At 67.0% G+C, this 16,206-nt stretch carries 12 protein-coding genes and 2 pseudogenes; 3 read left to right on the top strand and 11 right to left on the bottom strand.

Annotation, left to right across the window (positions count from 1 at the left end):
- Positions 1 to 9: 9 nt before the first annotated feature.
- Positions 10 to 576 carry a ribosome recycling factor gene (gene frr, locus ACFQDH_RS13900; protein ID WP_382402261.1) on the bottom strand — a complete coding sequence of 189 codons (567 nt, stop codon included), beginning with the start codon at positions 574 to 576 and terminating at the stop codon, positions 10 to 12.
- 56 nt (positions 577 to 632) lie between these two features.
- The gene (gene pyrH / locus ACFQDH_RS13895; protein ID WP_382402259.1) at positions 633 to 1,322 is read right to left on the bottom strand and encodes a UMP kinase; all 690 of its coding nucleotides are present in this window, start codon (positions 1,320 to 1,322) and stop codon (positions 633 to 635) included.
- Between the two features lie 269 nt (positions 1,323 to 1,591).
- Between pyrH and ACFQDH_RS13890 the strand changes: the two are divergent.
- Positions 1,592 to 4,602: pseudogene (locus ACFQDH_RS13890) on the top strand (alpha-mannosidase).
- Between the two features lie 143 nt (positions 4,603 to 4,745).
- Here the strand turns inward: ACFQDH_RS13890 and acs are convergent.
- From acs to ACFQDH_RS13855, 7 genes and pseudogenes are all read right to left on the bottom strand, one after another.
- Positions 4,746 to 6,725: an acetate--CoA ligase gene (acs, locus tag ACFQDH_RS13885; RefSeq protein ID WP_382402257.1), complete on the bottom strand. Its 1,980-nt coding sequence runs from the start codon at positions 6,723 to 6,725 to the stop codon at positions 4,746 to 4,748.
- Between the two features lie 133 nt (positions 6,726 to 6,858).
- Positions 6,859 to 7,461, bottom strand: coding sequence for an acetate uptake transporter (locus ACFQDH_RS13880; protein WP_382402255.1), 603 nt, complete (start codon positions 7,459 to 7,461; stop codon positions 6,859 to 6,861).
- A 127-nt stretch (positions 7,462 to 7,588) separates the two neighbouring features.
- Positions 7,589 to 9,151, bottom strand: a complete 1,563-nt coding sequence (locus ACFQDH_RS13875) for a sodium/solute symporter (protein WP_382402253.1) — start codon at positions 9,149 to 9,151, stop codon at positions 7,589 to 7,591.
- Entirely contained in the window at positions 9,148 to 9,540 is a 393-nt protein-coding gene (locus tag ACFQDH_RS13870; protein ID WP_382402251.1) for a hypothetical protein, read from the bottom strand. The genes ACFQDH_RS13875 and ACFQDH_RS13870 overlap by 4 nt, the downstream gene beginning before the upstream one ends.
- Positions 9,537 to 9,833, bottom strand: a complete 297-nt coding sequence (locus ACFQDH_RS13865) for a LytR/AlgR family response regulator transcription factor (protein ID WP_382402249.1) — start codon at positions 9,831 to 9,833, stop codon at positions 9,537 to 9,539. The genes ACFQDH_RS13870 and ACFQDH_RS13865 overlap by 4 nt, the downstream gene beginning before the upstream one ends.
- Positions 9,834 to 9,976: 143 nt before the next feature.
- Positions 9,977 to 10,201, bottom strand: a pseudogene (locus ACFQDH_RS13860) (LytR/AlgR family response regulator transcription factor); the annotation flags it as partial.
- A gap of 66 nt (positions 10,202 to 10,267) precedes the next feature.
- Complete coding sequence (locus tag ACFQDH_RS13855; RefSeq protein WP_382402247.1) at positions 10,268 to 11,464, bottom strand: sensor histidine kinase; 1,197 nt, start codon at positions 11,462 to 11,464, stop codon at positions 10,268 to 10,270.
- 56 nt (positions 11,465 to 11,520) lie between these two features.
- On the opposite strand from ACFQDH_RS13855, the gene ACFQDH_RS13850 reads away from it, so the two are divergent.
- On the top strand, positions 11,521 to 12,756 hold the full coding sequence (locus tag ACFQDH_RS13850) for a glycoside hydrolase 5 family protein (protein ID WP_382402245.1): 1,236 nt from the start codon (positions 11,521 to 11,523) through the stop codon (positions 12,754 to 12,756).
- A gap of 70 nt (positions 12,757 to 12,826) precedes the next feature.
- On the opposite strand, the gene tsf is transcribed toward ACFQDH_RS13850, so the two are convergent.
- Both tsf and rpsB read right to left on the bottom strand, forming a co-directional pair.
- Positions 12,827 to 13,654, bottom strand: coding sequence for a translation elongation factor Ts (gene tsf, locus ACFQDH_RS13845; RefSeq protein WP_382402243.1), 828 nt, complete (start codon positions 13,652 to 13,654; stop codon positions 12,827 to 12,829).
- A 123-nt stretch (positions 13,655 to 13,777) separates the two neighbouring features.
- Positions 13,778 to 14,704, bottom strand: coding sequence for a 30S ribosomal protein S2 (gene rpsB / locus ACFQDH_RS13840; protein ID WP_382402241.1), 927 nt, complete (start codon positions 14,702 to 14,704; stop codon positions 13,778 to 13,780).
- Positions 14,705 to 14,982: 278 nt separating this feature from the next.
- Here rpsB and ACFQDH_RS13835 point away from each other — a divergent pair, with 278 nt between their 5' ends.
- Positions 14,983 to 16,173, top strand: coding sequence for a pyridoxal phosphate-dependent aminotransferase (locus ACFQDH_RS13835; protein ID WP_382402239.1), 1,191 nt, complete (start codon positions 14,983 to 14,985; stop codon positions 16,171 to 16,173).
- Positions 16,174 to 16,206: the final 33 nt, after the last annotated feature.

Here is a 16,206-nt window from a genome sequence, read left to right as displayed (position 1 = left end):
GAGCGGGCCTCAGACCTCGAGGAGCTCGGCCTCCTTGCCCTTGAGGAGTTCGTCGACGACATCCACGTGCTTCTTGGTGGTCGACTCCAGCTCCTTCTCGTGCCGGGAGCCTTCGTCCTCGCCGATGTCGCCGTCCTTGACCGCGCGGTCGATGTCTTCCTTGGCCTTGCGGCGGATGTTGCGGATCGACACCTTGGCGTCTTCACCCTTGGTCCGGGCGAGCTTGATGTAGTCACGACGACGCTCCTCGGTCAGCGCGGGCAGCACGACCCGGATGAGGTTGCCGTCGTTGCTGGGGTTGACGCCCAGGTCGCTCTCGCGCAGCGACTTCTCGATGCCCGCCATCGCGCCCTTGTCGAACGGCTGGATGAGGACGGTCCGCGCCTCGGGCGTCTGGAAGGAGGCCAGCTGCTGCAGCGGGGTCGGCGCGCCGTAGTAGTCGACCGTCAGCTTGTTGAACATCGCGGCGTTGGCGCGGCCGGTGCGGATGGCGGAGAAGTCCTCCTTGGCGACCTCGATCGCCTTCTCCATCTTCACCTCGGCCTCGAGCAGGGTGTCGTCGATGCTGCCGTCCATGGTTGCTGACCTTCTCTACGTTCTGCGGTGATTGGGTTATGCCGTGCCGAGTCTATTCAGGCACTTACGAGTGTGCCGATCTTCTCACCCTGCAGCGCGCGGGTGATGTTGCCCGGCCCCTGCATACCGAAGACGCGCATCGGCAGGTCGTTGTCCATGCAGAGGCTGAACGCGGCCGCGTCGACGATCCGCAGGTTCTTGGCCAGTGCGTCGGCGAAGGTGACGGCGTCGAGCTTGGTGGCCGTCGGGTCGACCTTCGGGTCGGCCGTGTAGACGCCGTCCACGCCGTTCTTGGCGATGAGCACGATGTCGCACCGGATCTCCAGGGCGCGCTGCGCGCTGACGGTGTCGGTGGAGAAGAACGGCATACCGGCGCCGGCGCCGAAGATGACGACTCGGCCCTTCTCGAGGTGCCGCATGGCGCGCCGCGGGATGTAGGGCTCGGCGACCTGACCCATCGTGATGGCGGTCTGGACGCGGGTGTCGATGTCTTCCTTCTCCAGGAAGTCCTGCAGCGCCAGGCAGTTCATGACCGTGCCGAGCATGCCCATGTAGTCGGCTCGGGTGCGGTCCATGCCGCGCTGCTGCAGCTCGGCGCCGCGGAAGAAGTTGCCACCGCCGACGACGATCGCGATCTGCACGCCATTGTTCGCAGCGGCAGCGATCTGCTCGGCGACACCGCGCACGACATCGGGGTCCAGCCCGATCTTGCCACCACCGAAGACTTCCCCGGAAAGCTTGAGCATGACCCGCTGGGGGCTTCGGAGTGGACGGACAGGTCGGTCATCGGCGCAGCCTCCGGTAGATGCTGGAATCAGTCTTCTTCGGGCGACACACGCAAATGCGCAGCGGGCGCAAGAACCCGGACGGGGCATTTGTAGCGGTCGGTAGATCCTGCCATACGCGGCGCCGTTCGCACGCACCCGCGGGTCGTCGGACGCACTCGGCCTGCGGACCGTCGGGGGTCAACTACGTTGGCAGGAACCATTGCCTCTGTCCCCAGGAGTTACGCAGCGTGCATGATCGACGACGGCTGATCGAGGACCGCGTCTCGCGTGTTCTGACCGAGCGGATCCGGCCGGCGGTGCACCGCCCGGTTGCGCCGCTGCAGGTAGAGGCCTGGCATGTCGGTGGCGGCCAGGGTGAGCCAGTCCCACCGGCCGAAGCAATCCGCGCGTCATACGAGCCGTTCACCGTCGGCGACCCATGGGGGCCAGCGTGGGGTACGTTCTGGTTCCACCTGACCGGCACCGTGCCACCGGCCGACGATGCGGGACCACACGAGGTGGTGGTCGACCTCGGCTGGTCGCCGCACTCCCCGGGTTCCAGGCCGAGGGCCTTGCCTACCGGCCGGACGGCAGTGTGGTGAAGGGCCTCAACCCGATGAACGGCTGGATCCCGGTGGCGCCAGGCGCAGAGGTCGACCTGTATGTCGAGGCAGCCGCCAATCCCCTGGTGCTGCAACCGCACCCGTTCCTGCCGACCGGCCTCGGCGAGAAGGCGACCGCAGGCGATCAGCCGCTCTATCGGCTCGCACGTGCCGAGACCTGCGTGCGTGACACCGCCGTCTGGGAGCTGGCCGCGGACTTCGACGTACTCGACGGCCTGATGCGCGAGCTACCGACCGACGACGGCTGGCGGGCCGAGTTGCTGCTTGGGCTGGAGCGAGGGCTGGACCGCCTCGACCTGGCCGATGTCTCCGGAACCGCGAGCGCCGCGCGAAAGCAGCTGGCGGCGTTGCTGGCGCGGCACGGGTCCGACACCGCGCACCGCATCAGTGCGATCGGGCACGCGCACATCGACTCGGCGTGGCTGTGGCCCGTCCGGGAGACCGTGCGCAAGGTGGCACGGACGGTCGCCAACGTGACGCAGTTGCTGGATGAGCACTCCGAGCTGATCTATGCGATGTCGAGCGCGCAGCAGTACGAATGGCTGGAGGAGCACCGGCCGGAGGTCTTCGAGCGGCTGGCGCAGCACGTTGCTGCCGGGCGTTTCGTGCCGACCGGCGGCATGTGGGTCGAGTCCGACACCAACATGGTCGGCGGCGAGGCGATGGCCCGACAGTTCCTGCTCGGCCAGCGATACTTCCGCGAGAAGTTCGGCATCACCTGTCGCGAGGTGTGGTTGCCGGACTCGTTCGGCTACTCCGCCGCGCTGCCGCAGATCGTCCGGCAGGCCGGGTGCACGCACTTCCTGACCCAGAAGATCAGCTGGAACCAGCAGAACGTCTTCCCGCACCACACGTTCCAATGGGAGGGCATCGACGGCACCCGGGTCTTCACCCACTTCCCGCCGGTCGACACCTACACCGCCGAGCTGACCGGACGCGAACTTGCCCACGCCGCAACGAATTTCCGCGACAAGGGTGCGACCAACCGCTCCCTCGTGCCGTTCGGGTATGGCGACGGCGGCGGCGGACCCACTCGCGAGATGTTGCAGCGTGCGGCACGGACCGCCGATCTGGCCGGCTCGCCACGCGTGGCCATCGAGACACCGTCGCAGTTCTTCGCCGCAGCAGAGGCGGACTATCCCGATGCACCGGTCTGGGTCGGTGAGCTCTATTTGGAAATGCACCGTGGCACCTACACCAGCCAGGCGCGCACCAAAGAGGGCAACCGGCGCTGCGAGCACCTGTTGCGCGAGGCGGAGTTGTGGGCCACGACGGCCGCGGTTCGCGGGCTTGCGGACTACCCGGCGGAACAACTGACCCGCCTGTGGAAAGTCGTTCTGCTGCAACAGTTCCACGACATCCTGCCGGGCAGCTCCATCGCATGGGTGCACCGCGAGGCTGCCGAGAACTACACGGCCGTGGAGGCCGAGCTCGAGGAGCTGATCACAGGCCGCCTCGCTCTGCTCGCAGGGTCGGGTGATGCCGAAATTGCAGTGAATGCAACACCTTTCGACGATCATGCAGCGCCGTCGTTGGGCGGCGGAGCGGTCGCTGCGGCGGGGCCGGCCGTCGTCGTTGAGCACATCGACGGTCAGGTGATCCTGACCAGCGAGGTGCTTCGGGTGACGCTCGATGTGCATGGGCACGTGAGCTCGCTGGTCGACCTGTCCAGCGGTCGAGACGTCATACCAGCCGGTGAGCGGGGCAACCTGCTGCAACTGCACCAGGACTTCCCGAACAAATGGGACGCCTGGGACCTGGATGAGTTCTACCGCAACACTGTTCGCGACCTCGACGCTGTGACGGACCTGCGGGTTGATGTCGGTGACGACGGTGCCGCGGTCGTCACGGTCAGGCGTGTCTTCGGCGGGTCCAGCGCCATACAAACGATGACGCTGCGACCCGGTGCGCGGCAGTTGGACTGCAGCGTCGACGTCGACTGGCACGAGCGGGAGACGGTGCTCAAGGTGGCGCTTCCGGTCGACGTGCACGCGACCGACGCGGCATACGAGACGCAATTCGGCCACCTCCGTCGGCCGACCCACACCAACACCAGCTGGGACGCCGCGCGCTTCGAGGTGTGCGCGCACCGGTTCGTGCACGTCGCCGAGCCGGGATTTGGTGTGGCGGTGGTGAATTCGGCGACCTACGGACACGAGGTGACCCGTCACGAGGCATCGCACGGCGGGACGTTCTCGACCATCCGGTTGTCGCTGTTGCGGGCACCGCGCTTCCCGGACCCGGAGACCGACCAGGGGCGACACCACCGCCGCTACGCACTGGTGGTGGCACCCGAGGTTATCGACGCGGTCGCAGCCGGCTACCGGATCAACCTGCCGGAGCGGCGGGTGACCGGATCATCGATCGAGCCGCTGCTGCGGGTGCACGATGGTCGCGCCGTTGTGGAAGCGGTCAAGCTCGCCGAGGACGGTTCTGGTGACGTGATCGTGCGTCTCTACGAACCCCGCGGTGCGCGGACCGTGGCGACCCTCGAGCCGAGCTTCGGCGTCCGCGAGGTGCGCCAGGTGGATCTGTTGGAGGACGCGATGGAGCCGGACGGGCTCGAGGTGAACGACGGCTCGATCGGCATACGGCTCAGGCCTTTTCAGTTGCTGACGGTGCGACTGCGCAGGTAGATCTCGATACGTGGCTCGTCCCCCTTCGAGACGCCCGTTCGTCCCTCACGGGCTCCTCAGGGCGCAGCTCGCCACACTCGATCCGCGAGGAACGGGTGGCCGGCGAAATCGCCGGCCACCCGCCTCGTCACCGGACTGTCGACTCAGCCTTCCTTGTCGGCGTCCTTCTCGGAGTCGGCGCGCTCCTTGATCTCGTTGACCACGGACGGGTCGGCCAACGTCGTGGTGTCGCCGAGCGCGCGGTTCTCAGCGACGTCCTTCAGCAGGCGGCGCATGATCTTGCCGGACCGCGTCATCGGCAACGAGTCCGCGAAGACGATGTTGGCGGGCTTGGCGATCGGACCGATCTCCTTGCCCACGTGGTCACGCAACTCGGTCAGCTTCTCGGGCGACCCCTCGGCGCCATCCTTCAGCGTCACGTAGGCGACGATCGCCTGACCGGTGGTCGCATCCGCACGGCTGACGACGGCCGCCTGGGCCACGTCGGGGTGGCTGACGAGCGCGGACTCGATCTCGATCGTGGACAACCGGTGACCGGAGACGTTCATGACGTCGTCGATGCGACCCATCAACCAGAAGTCGCCGTCGCCGTCCACGCGAGCGCCATCGCCCGCGAGATAGGCGTCGGGGAAGGTCGACCAGTAGGTCTCCCTGAAACGCTGGTCGTCGTTGAGCAGACCTCGGAACATCGCCGGCCACGGTTCCTTGACGACCATGTACCCCGCGCCGTCCCCGGGTGCGATCTCCTTGCCCGCCTCGTCATAGACCGCGGCCTTCACGCCGATGAAGGGGTGGGTTGCCGAACCCGGCTTCAGGGTCGTCAGGCCGGGCAGCGGCGTCACCAGGATCATGCCGTTCTCGGTCTGCCACCAGGTGTCGACCACCGGGCACTTGCCGCCGCCGACGTTGTCGCGGTACCAGATCCATGCCTCCGGGTTGATCGGCTCACCCACGGATCCCAGGATCTTCAGCGACGACAGGTCATGCTTCTGCAGCGCCTCGGTGCCCCACTTCATGTGGGTGCGGATCGTCGTGGGAGCGGTGTAGAGCACGTTGACCTTGTAGCGCTCGATGATCTCCCACCAGCGTGCCTTGTCAGGGAAGTCCGGAGTGCCTTCGTACATCACGCTGGTCGTGGCGTTGACCAGTGGGCCGAACACGATGTAGCTGTGTCCGGTGATCCAGCCGATGTCAGCGGCGCACCAGTAGACGGTCTCCGGCTTGATGTCGAACACGTAATGGTGCGTGGTGGACGTGCCGGCGAGGTATCCGGCGGTGGTGTGCAGGATGCCCTTGGGCTTGCCGGTCGTGCCGGAGGAGAACATCAGGAAGAACAAGTCCTCGGAGTCCATCGGCTCACACGGGCAGGACTTCGGGTCGTCGTCCTGTCCGTCGACGACGTCACTCCACCAGTGGTCGCGGCCGTCCAACATGTCGACCTCGGTGCCGGTGCGGTTGACCGTCACGCACGTCTTCACAGTCGGTGCCATGTCCATGGCCTCGTCGGCGGTCGGCTTCAACGGCCCTGGCTTACCCCTGCGGTTCGCAGCGTCCTGGGTGATGAGGTATTCGCACTCCATCTCCTGCATGCGGCTGCCCAGCGCGGTCGCGGAGAAACCACCGAAGACGAACGTGAACGGCGCGCCGAGTCGGGCGAGTGCCAGAAGCGTCACCGGTGCCTCGGGGATCATGCCGAGATAGACCGCGACCTTGGTGCCCTTGCCGATGCCGAGGCTCTTGAAACCGTTGGCAGCCTTCACCACTCGCGACTGCAGGTCGGCGTAGGTGATCGTCAGTCGGTCATCGACCGGCTCGCCTTCCCAGTAGTAGGCGACCTTGTCTCCCAGTCCGTTCTCCACGTGCCGATCGACGCAGTTGTAGCAGGCGTTCAGCTTGCCGCCGAGGTACCACTTGGCGTAGGGCCGATCCCATTGTTTGAGGGTGGTGAAGTCGGTGAACCAGCTGAGCCGCTCACGACCTTCTCGCTCCCAGAACTCGTCCGGGTCCTGGTCGTAGAAGCCCGGCTTGGCGTTCGCCTGCTCGGTGAAGGCAGGGTCCGGCGGGTAGGTACGGGACTCCGCCATGAGTGCGTCAATGTTCTGGCTCTGACCATCTTGCGCCATCGTTGTCTCCTTGTTTCTGTCGTCGTGTCGGTCGGCATGGAGTGCTGCGCGTCACGTCTACTCAATCACTCGCCGAAAGAGAATGCTGCCCGGGCGGCAGAATGCCGCCCGGGCAGCGTTCTTGCCGTCTTGCTCAGAGTGGGAAGGTCGGCAGCACCGCCCGCTTGAACGTGGAATTGGTGACCGTCGCGAACGAGGCGTACCAGGCTGCGATCGCTGTCAAAAGTCCGAGATAGCCACCGATCTTCGTCACGCCGTGTCCGGCAGCGTCGCTGCCGAATTCACCGAACGCGAGCAGGAAGTAGGTGATCGTCAGCAGCACGAACACGGCAAGCACGGCCCCGCTGACGCGCAGCGCGCCGATGGTCATGTAGAGCGTGAAGATGCCCCAGGCGAGCAGATAGACACCCAGACCCTTGTTGACGTCCGCGCCGGCCCCGGACAGGTCGGTGTGACCGGTCAGCCACCAGAAGGACAACCAGAACGCGCCATACGAACAGAACGCGGTGGCACCGAAGGTGTTGCCCTTGGCGAACTCCCAGAGGCCTGCGGCGAACTGGGCGATCCCGCCATACGCAAAGGCAAGGCCGAAGACGACCGGTTCGACTTTGCCTGGGATCATGCCGGCGTTGACGACGCTCAGCACGAATGTTGTGAGGGCGAACCCGCCGAGCCCGAGGGCAGCTGGGTCTGCAAAATGCGAGCCCGGCGCAGGGCGGGTTGTCGTCTCTGACATGAAAGACTCCTGACGTCGTGGGGTCAAAACGGCGTTCGCCGCCTGCACCAAGCTTGTTCGCCAGAGTTCCGGCGCGTACCTCATTCAGGATTCAATGATGTGAGCGGAGTCACACTGTCGCCGGGCGTCAGCGGTGGAAGCGACGAACGGTCGGTTCGACGGGCTGAGCGGTTCGGGCGTCGGAACGCTCCGGGTCGAACGTGCCACGGTCGACGTCCAGATGCTCAGGCGTGTGCAGGCGCACCATCGTGCGCATGACACCGGGCGGCCGGCGGGATGCGGTCGCCAGCGACACCACGATCATCACGACAAGGCTGAGTGGGATGGTCCAGGCGGCCGGCTGGGCCAGCAGCGGGCCGGCCACGCCGGGCGCCTCGTAACCGGCCAGCGCCGCAACGACCGCCGTTGTGCACGTGCCGCCACCGATCACCAGGCCGGCGATCGCACCCGGCGCGGTGAGCCCGCGCCACCAGATCCCGAGCAACAGCAACGGGCAGAACGTCGACGCCGCGACCGCGAACGCCAGCTCCACCGCGCGAGCCACCGGCACTCCGCTGGACACCACCAGCAGCACCAGCGTCAGCGAGACGACGAGCGCGGCCGCCAGTCGGAAACTACGCACGGAGTCCGACCGGCCACGCAGCATGTCCTGGCTGACGACGCCGGCAACCGAGACGGCCAGTCCGGAAGAGGTCGACAGGAACGCCGCGAAAGCGCCGGCGCCGAGCAGCCCGGTGAGCAGGTCGGCGCCAAAACCGTGCAGCACCTCGGTCGGCAGCTCCAGTACGACGGCATCCGTGCGACCGTCGGCGATCAGGTGAAAGCTGTAGATGCGGCCGAGCACGCCATACACGGTCGGGAGCAGGTAGAAGGCGCTGAGCAGCCCGAGCACACCGAGGGTGGTGCGTCGTGCGGCACGGCCGTCGATGTTGGTGTAGAACCGCGCGACCACGTGGGGCAGGCCCATCGTGCCCAGGAAGGTCGCGAGCATCAGCGAGTAGACCAGGTAGGTCGCGTACTTCCCCTGCATCGGCTCCACCCAGTCCGACACGTGCAACTCGTGCGGCGACGCGCCGCCCGACCGATGCCAGTGCGCCAGCAGGACCGCGGCAGGGACGATCAGCGCGGTGAGTTTGAGCCAGTACTGGAACGCCTGTGTCACCGTGATCGAGCGCATCCCGCCGGACAGCACGATGACCAGCACCACCGCGGCGACCAGCACGGAGCCGGTCCAGGTGGGCGCGCCGACCAGCGTGCGCAAGGTGATGCCGGCGCCCTGGAACTGCGGCAGCAGATAGAGCACCCCGATGAGTGCGACGACGACGCTGGACACCTTGCGCGCGGCCTGCGACTCCAGCCGCAACTCGGCGAAGTCGGACAGTGTGTAAGCACCGGAGCGGCGCAACGGCGCAGCGACGAGCACGAGCAGCACCAGGTAGCCGGCGGTCCATCCGACGGGGTACCACAGGGCGTCCGCGCCATGCACGAGGATGAGGCCTGCTGCGCCGAGAAACGATGCGGCAGAAAGGTATTCGCCGCCGATAGCGGAGGCGTTCACCACCGGGCCGACGCTTCGGGACGCGACGTAGAAGTCGCTCGTCGTACGCGACACCCGCACCCCGAAGACACCGATGCCGAGGGTGAGCAGCGAGACGGAGAGGACCGCGGTCAGTCCGACGGCCGGGATCATCGGTCGGCAATCGGAGGCTCGCTGTGATCGGCGCTGATGAGCCGGACGAACCCGGCTTCGTTGCGCTCGGCATACCGCACGTAGAACCAGCCGAGTCCGAGCAGCACGGGATAGACGAGCACGCCGAGCAGCAGCCACGGCAGGGGTATGCCGAGCACGTGCAACCGGCGGATGCCGGGCAGCAGGTCGAAGATCAGCGGCAGCGAGCCGAGGGTGACGGCGAGCAACACGAGCACGACGGCCGCCAGTCGCAACTGAGTGCGCATCAGCGATCGCAACAGCGCCTCGCCGAGCATCGACTGCGCATCGATCTCCTCGCTCATCGCAGCCACATCGGGTGCGGCGCTGCGGCGGCGTTGCACACGAACGCGTTCAGCCGGCTCCGTCATGACTGCTGCTCCGGTCCGCGCAACAAGACATCCTTGAGCTCACGGCTGCGCCGCCGGCTGACCTCCAGCTCGTGACCGTCGATGACGACAACGCTGCGCTGGTCGTGCTGTCGCAGCTCGGTGATGTGTTTCGTGGCCACCAGGTAACTGCGGTGGATACGCAGGAACCCCGCGTTCGCCCAGTCACGCTCGAGGGCGCCGAGCGACAGCCGCACAAGGTGCACGGCGTCGCCGGTGTGCAGGCGCACATAGTCACCATGGGCTTCGACGAAGTGCACGTCCGAGCGCCGCACGAACCGCGTGATGCCGCCGAGCTCGACCGGGATCGTGGGGTCCTCCCCTGCGGCACCACGGGCGCATCGTGTGCGAGCACGCGACGAATCGCCTCCTGAACGCGGGCGGGGCGCACGGGCTTGAGCAGGTAATCGACCGCATCCAGCTCGAACGCCTCCACCGCGTGCGCGTCATGCGCGGTCACGAAGACCACGGCCGGCGGACGCTCGAAGCGCGCCAGGACTCGCGCCAGGTCGAGACCGCTGAGGCCGGGCATGGCAATGTCGAGGAAGACCGCGTCGATCGGTGTGGACTCCAGGGCGCGCAACGCCTCGACACCGGAGCCGACGGCGAGGACCGAGGCGACCGGCTCGAGCTGCTCGATCATGTAGGCCAGCTCGCCGCGCGCCGGGGTTCGTCGTCGACGACGAGCACCCGCAGGTGGTCTGGCATGTCACCCACCATAGTGAGCGGTGTTGTCGTTCGGGTGCGCTCTGGGAGCAAATCGAGGCACCCGCATCACCACCTTGGTTCCGGCACCCGGCGCGGTCTCCACGACCAGGCCGTACTGGTCCCCGAAGGTGGCCCGAAGTCGCATGTCGACGTTGGACAGTCCGATGGACTCCGCTTGGGCAACGCCGTCCAGTGCCTCCTGGATGCGACGGGGGTCCTGGCCAACACCGTTGTCCTCCACCGTGATTCGCACATCGGCGCCGTCGGAGAGCGCTTCGATGATCACCTCGCCCGGCCCGGACTTGGGCTCGAGGCCGTGGCGGACGGCATTCTCGACCACCGGTTGCAAGGACAGGTAGGGCACCATCACGGTCAGGCAGTCCGGGGCAACCCGCAGGGTGACGCGGAGCCGGTCTCCGAAGCGCGCTCGCTCCAGGGTGAGGTACTGCTCGATGGATTGCAGTTCGTCGGCAAGTGCGGTGTATTCACCGCGACGACGGAACGAGTAGCGGGTGAAGTCGGCGAACTCCAGGAGTAACTCGCGCGCGCGGTCCGGGTCGGTGCGGACGAACGCTGCGATCGTGGTCAGCGCGTTGTAGATGAAGTGCGGCGAGATCTGCGCCCGCAGTGCACGCAGCTCGGCCTCGGCCAGTCCGGACCGGCGCCGGTCGACCTCGGCCAGCTCGAGCTGTCCGCTGACCCAGTCGGCCACTTCGTGGGTCGCCTTGATGACCGGTGCACCGGCGATCGTGACAACGGCGTGAAGTGTCCCGACCACCGAACCGTCGACGACCAGCGGGACGCTGATGACGTCGCGTAGCCGGCACGCCGGGTCCATACAGGTCATCCGGTCGACGCGGGCCCGCCCATCGTCGAGTGCTGCGGTGGCTGCGGTCAGCACATCCTCGCGGTGGCCCTCACCGGGCCCGTCCCAGCCGAGCACCCGGTGTCCATCGCTGAGTGCCACGGCCGGCGCGGTCAACAGCGGGCGCAACGACCGGACCGCCCGCTCCGCAGCGGACTCGGTGAGACCTTCCCGCAGCGGGCGGGCCGCGCGGTTGGCCTCGTGCAGGGTGCGCAATGTCGCCCGGTCCGCCTCGCTGCCCATCCCCCGGCGTGTGTGCGCCCACCACCACAACGCCGCGACCGGAAGCACCAGGATCACGGCGATCAGCACCACGACGACCAAGCTGCTCACCGGCGACACGGTAGAGCACGCAGCGCCCCGGTGCTCGGCATCTGTGGCATCCGTCGGTGACTAGTGTCGAGAGCGTGGAAGATCGGGTTGCTGCACCTCGCAAGCTGCGTTTCGGCGTCAACTACGTGCCGTCCGAGGGGTGGTTCCACAGTTGGCTCGATCTGGACCGGGACGCAGTCGCCCGGGACCTGGACGACATCGCCTCGCTCGGCATGGATCATGTGCGGATCTTCCCGATATGGCCGTGGATCCAGCCGAGTCGGTCCCATGTGCGGGCGCGGGCCGTGGCCGACGTTCGAACCGTCATACAACTGAGCGCGGAGCGTGGGCTGGACGTCTGCGTCGACCTGCTGCAAGGCCATCTGTCGAGCTTCGACTTCCTGCCGTCGTGGGTGCTGACCTGGCACCAGCGCAGCATCTTCACCGACGTTGATGCGCGCGACGGATTGCGTTCGTATGTCGAGGAATTGGCGGGCTCGCTGTCGCCCGAGCCGAACGTCTTCGCGTTCACCCTCGGCAATGAGGTGAACAACCTCTGGCCGGCCAATGCCACCACGCTGGATGCCTCGCGGGACTGGGCGCAGGAGCTGCTGGCCGCCATACGGGAGAATGCGCGTGGCGACCAACTGGTCGTGCATTCGCTCTTCGACGACGCGTTCTATGCGCCGGACCACCCCTTCTCGGCCGAGGACGTGACGACGCTCGGTGACGTGTCGTCGGTGCACTCGTGGGTGTTCAACGGGACGTCCCGCATCGACGGTCCACTCGGGCCGGCGACGACGTCCCACGCGGCATACCTCGCCCGACTGGCCGGAGCGTGCGGCGCGGCGGATCGCCCGGTCTGGTTGCAGGAGGTTGGCGCTCCGCTGCCGGACGTACCGATCGACGCGGCAACGGAATTCGTCCGCCGGACCGTCGAGACGGCGAGCGCAGTGTCGACCCTGACTGGGATCACCTGGTGGTGCTCGCACGACATCGACCGGCGGCTGGTGGACTTTCCGGAGCGGGAGTACGACCTCGGGTTGTTCACCGTCGAACACGTCGCGAAGCCGCTCGCGCACGCGTTGCGGGACGCGGTCGAATCAGCCCGTGCTCAGTCCAATCATGAAGAACCACAGTCGATCTCGCTGCCTGCGGACATCGTCGCCGACCCGTTGGCGCGCTCACTCGTCGCGCCCGGCAGCGACTTCCACCGGGCCTGGGTCCGGCTCGGCGAGCAACCCGACGACAGCTTCACTCCACCCCTGATCACGCCACCCGCACCCAGATTGAGCGGACCCGAAACGCATTGAGCGGACCCGGAATCCAACTGGATTCTGGGTCCGCTCAATGTTTATTGAGTCCGCTCGATCGCGGTCTGCTTTAAATGCCGACCTTGAAGCGGAGGAAGCCGCTGACCTCGACGCCGGCTTCTTCGGCGACCTTGGCCACGGTCTTCTTGCTGTCCTTGGCGAACGGCTGCTCGAGCAGGACGTTCTCCTTGAAGTAGCCGTTGACGCGGCCTTCGATGATCTTCGGCAGGGCAGCCTCGGGCTTGCCCTCCTCCTTGGCGGTCGCCTCGGCGACGCGACGCTCGTTCTCGACGGTCTCGGCGTCGATCTCGTCGCGCTGCAGGACCGTCGGGCTGAACGCCGCGATGTGCATCGCGATGTCACGAGCAACCGTGGCGTCGCCGCCCTCGCTCGCCACGAGCACGCCGATCTGCGCCGGCAGGTCGGGGCTGGTCTTGTGCAAGTAGGAGACGACGTTCTCGCCCTCGATGCGACCGACGCGGCGCACCTCGATCTTCTCGCCCATGGTCGCACCGGCCTGGTCGATCATGTCCTGCACAGTGCCACCGTCGGCGGCGGACGCCAGCAGCGCGGCGACGTCGGCGGACTGGGAGGCGACCGCCTGCGCGAGCACCTTGTCGGCGAGCTCGACGAACTTCTCGCCCTTGGCGACGAAGTCGGTCTCGCAGTTGATCTCCAGCAGCGTGCCGACGCCTGCGTCGACGTGCGCGGTGACCAGACCGTTGGCGGTCGTGCGACCCTCACGCTTGGTCACGCCCTTCAGGCCCTTGACCCGCAGGATCTCGGTCGCCTTGGCCTTGTCGCCGTCGGCCTCGTCGAGCGCCTTCTTGACGTCGAGCATGCCGGCACCGGTCTGCTCGCGCAGCGCCTTGATGTCAGCAGCGGTGTAGTTGGCCATGTGTCTGCTTCGCTCCTTCGCGAACTACGGAAAAGAAAGAAATGAGTGTGTATGGCGCAGCTCGCGCCATACACAGCCGTGCTCCGGCGGATCGCGATCACGACCCGCCGGAGCAGCAGCGGGTCAGGACTCGGTGGTCTCGGCGGCCGGAGCCTCAGTGGTCTCAGCAGCAGTCGGGGCCTCGGTCGTCTCGGCGGCCGGGGCCTCAGCGGGCTCGGCAACGGCCGGAGCCTCAGTGGTCTCAGCAGCAGCCGGCGCCTCAGTAGTCTCAGCCTTGGCGACCGCGTCCTCGGAACCGAGCAGCTCACGCTCCCACTCGGCCATCGGCTCGGATGCCTCGGTGGCGTCCGATCCGCCACCGGAGCGGGCGATGAGACCCTCGGCGACGCCGTCGGCGACCACGCGGGTCAGCAGCGTGACGGAGCGGATCGCGTCGTCGTTGCCCGGGATCTTGTAGTCGACCTCGTCGGGGTCGCAGTTGGTGTCCAGGATCGCGATGACCGGGATGTTCAGCTTGCGCGCCTCGGTGACGGCGAGGTGCTCCTTCTTGGTGTCGACGACCCACACGGCCGAGGGCACCTTGGCCATGTCGCGGATACCGCCGAGGCTGCGCTCCAGCTTGTCCTTCTCGCGCTTCATGACGAGAAGTTCCTTCTTGGTGCGGCCGGAGCCGGCGACGTCGTCGTAGTCGACTTCCTCGAGCTCCTTGAGGCGGGCCAGACGCTTGCTCACGGTGTTGAAGTTGGTGAGCATGCCACCGAGCCAACGGTGGTTGACGTAGGGCATGCCGACGCGGGTCGCCTGCTCCTGGATCGACTCCTGCGCCTGCTTCTTGGTGCCGACGAACAGGATCGTGCCGCCGTGGGCGACCGTCTGCTTGATGAACTCGAACGCGTCGTTGATGTAAGTCAGCGACTGCTGGAGGTCGATGATGTAGATGCCATTGCGCTCGGTGAGGATGAAGCGCTTCATCTTGGGGTTCCAACGACGGGTCTGGTGCCCGAAGTGGACGCCGCTCTCGAGGAGCTGGCGGGTAGTGACGACGGCCATGCCGAAGTCCTTTCTGCTTGAGTTTCCAGTTGTCTTCGCGCTGTCGTCGGTATGACGCAACGCAAACCTGGCGCCCCGATGGATCCGGACCGAGCGGTTCAATGGGTGAATCGATCGGACTGGCAGACCCATCCCGGCATACGAACTCCGGTATGAGACGCGCGAATTCGACCCGCGACCTGGCCCTTGCGGGACAACGCACACGAGTCGTCCCCACAGGATACGGGACAAGCGAGCCAGCCCGCGAATCGGCTACACCCGTCACTACCATCAAGGACATGACTACGCCGGACAGCGAACCCCTGATCGCCCGCATGCACGGCTTCGGCGCCACCATCTTCGGCGAGATGTCCGCGCTGGCCACGCGCACCGGCGCAGTCAACCTGGGCCAGGGCTTCCCGGACACCGACGGGCCAGCAGCGGTGCTCGCCGCCGCTCAGGACGCCATCGGAGCCGGCCACAATCAGTACCCACCCGCCCGCGGATTGCCGCAGTTGCGCGAAGCGATTGCCGCACACCAGGGACGCTTCTACGACCTCACGATCGACCCGCAGGAGCAGGTGCTGGTCACGGTCGGTGCGACCGAGGCAATCGCCTGCGCGGTGCTCGCACTGTGCGAGCCGGGCGACGAGGTCGTCACCTTCGAGCCCTATTACGACTCGTATGCCGCCACCATCGCGCTGGCCGGCGCCGTCCGCCGGACCAGCGTGCTGCGCTTCCCGGACTTCGCCATCGACGAGGAATCGTTGCGGGCGGCCTTCTCCGACAAGACCCGGCTGGTGCTGCTGAACACACCGCACAACCCCACTGGCAAGGTCTTCACGAGCGCCGAGCTGGAGCTGATCGCCGGCCTCGCCCGTGAGCACGACGCGATCGTGGTGACCGACGAGGTCTACGAGCACCTGACCTTCGACGGCACCCGCCACGTGCCGATGGCGACGCTGCCCGGAATGTTCGATCGGACGCTCACGATCAGCTCCGGTGGCAAGACGTTCGCGACGACCGGCTGGAAGGTCGGTTGGCTGACGGGGCCGGCTGATCTGGTGACGGCGTGCGCCACGGTGAAGCAGTTCGTCACGTATGCCGCCGGCGGTCCCTTCCAGGCGGGCATCGCGCACGGGCTGGGACTGCCCGACGACGTCTTCACCGGTCTGGCGGCCACGATGCAGCACGGACGCGACATCCTCACCGGTGGACTACGCGACGCCGGACTCTCGGTGACCAGTCCCCAGGGCACCTACTTCGCCATTGCCGACGTCGCCTCGCTCGGCGCAACCGATGCCGTCGAGTTCTGCTGGCAGCTGCCGGAGTTGTGCGGCGTCGTCGGTGTGCCGGTGTCGGTGTTCTGCGACGACAAGGACGCGGCGCGCACGCTGGTGCGTTTCGCGTTCTGCAAGAGGCCCGAGGTGCTGACCGAAGCCGCGACCCGGCTGGCTGCTCTCGGAGCCGGATGCCGCGCGACGACGTAGTCCACAACCCGCAGTGGGCCGGGTCATCCTCCA

It is taken from the genome of Flexivirga alba (genome assembly GCF_042661025.1).
Lineage (GTDB): Bacteria > Actinomycetota > Actinomycetes > Actinomycetales > Dermatophilaceae > Flexivirga > Flexivirga alba.
The sequence above is the reverse complement of the archived record's forward strand: the minus strand, read 5'-3'. Positions and strand labels throughout refer to the sequence as shown.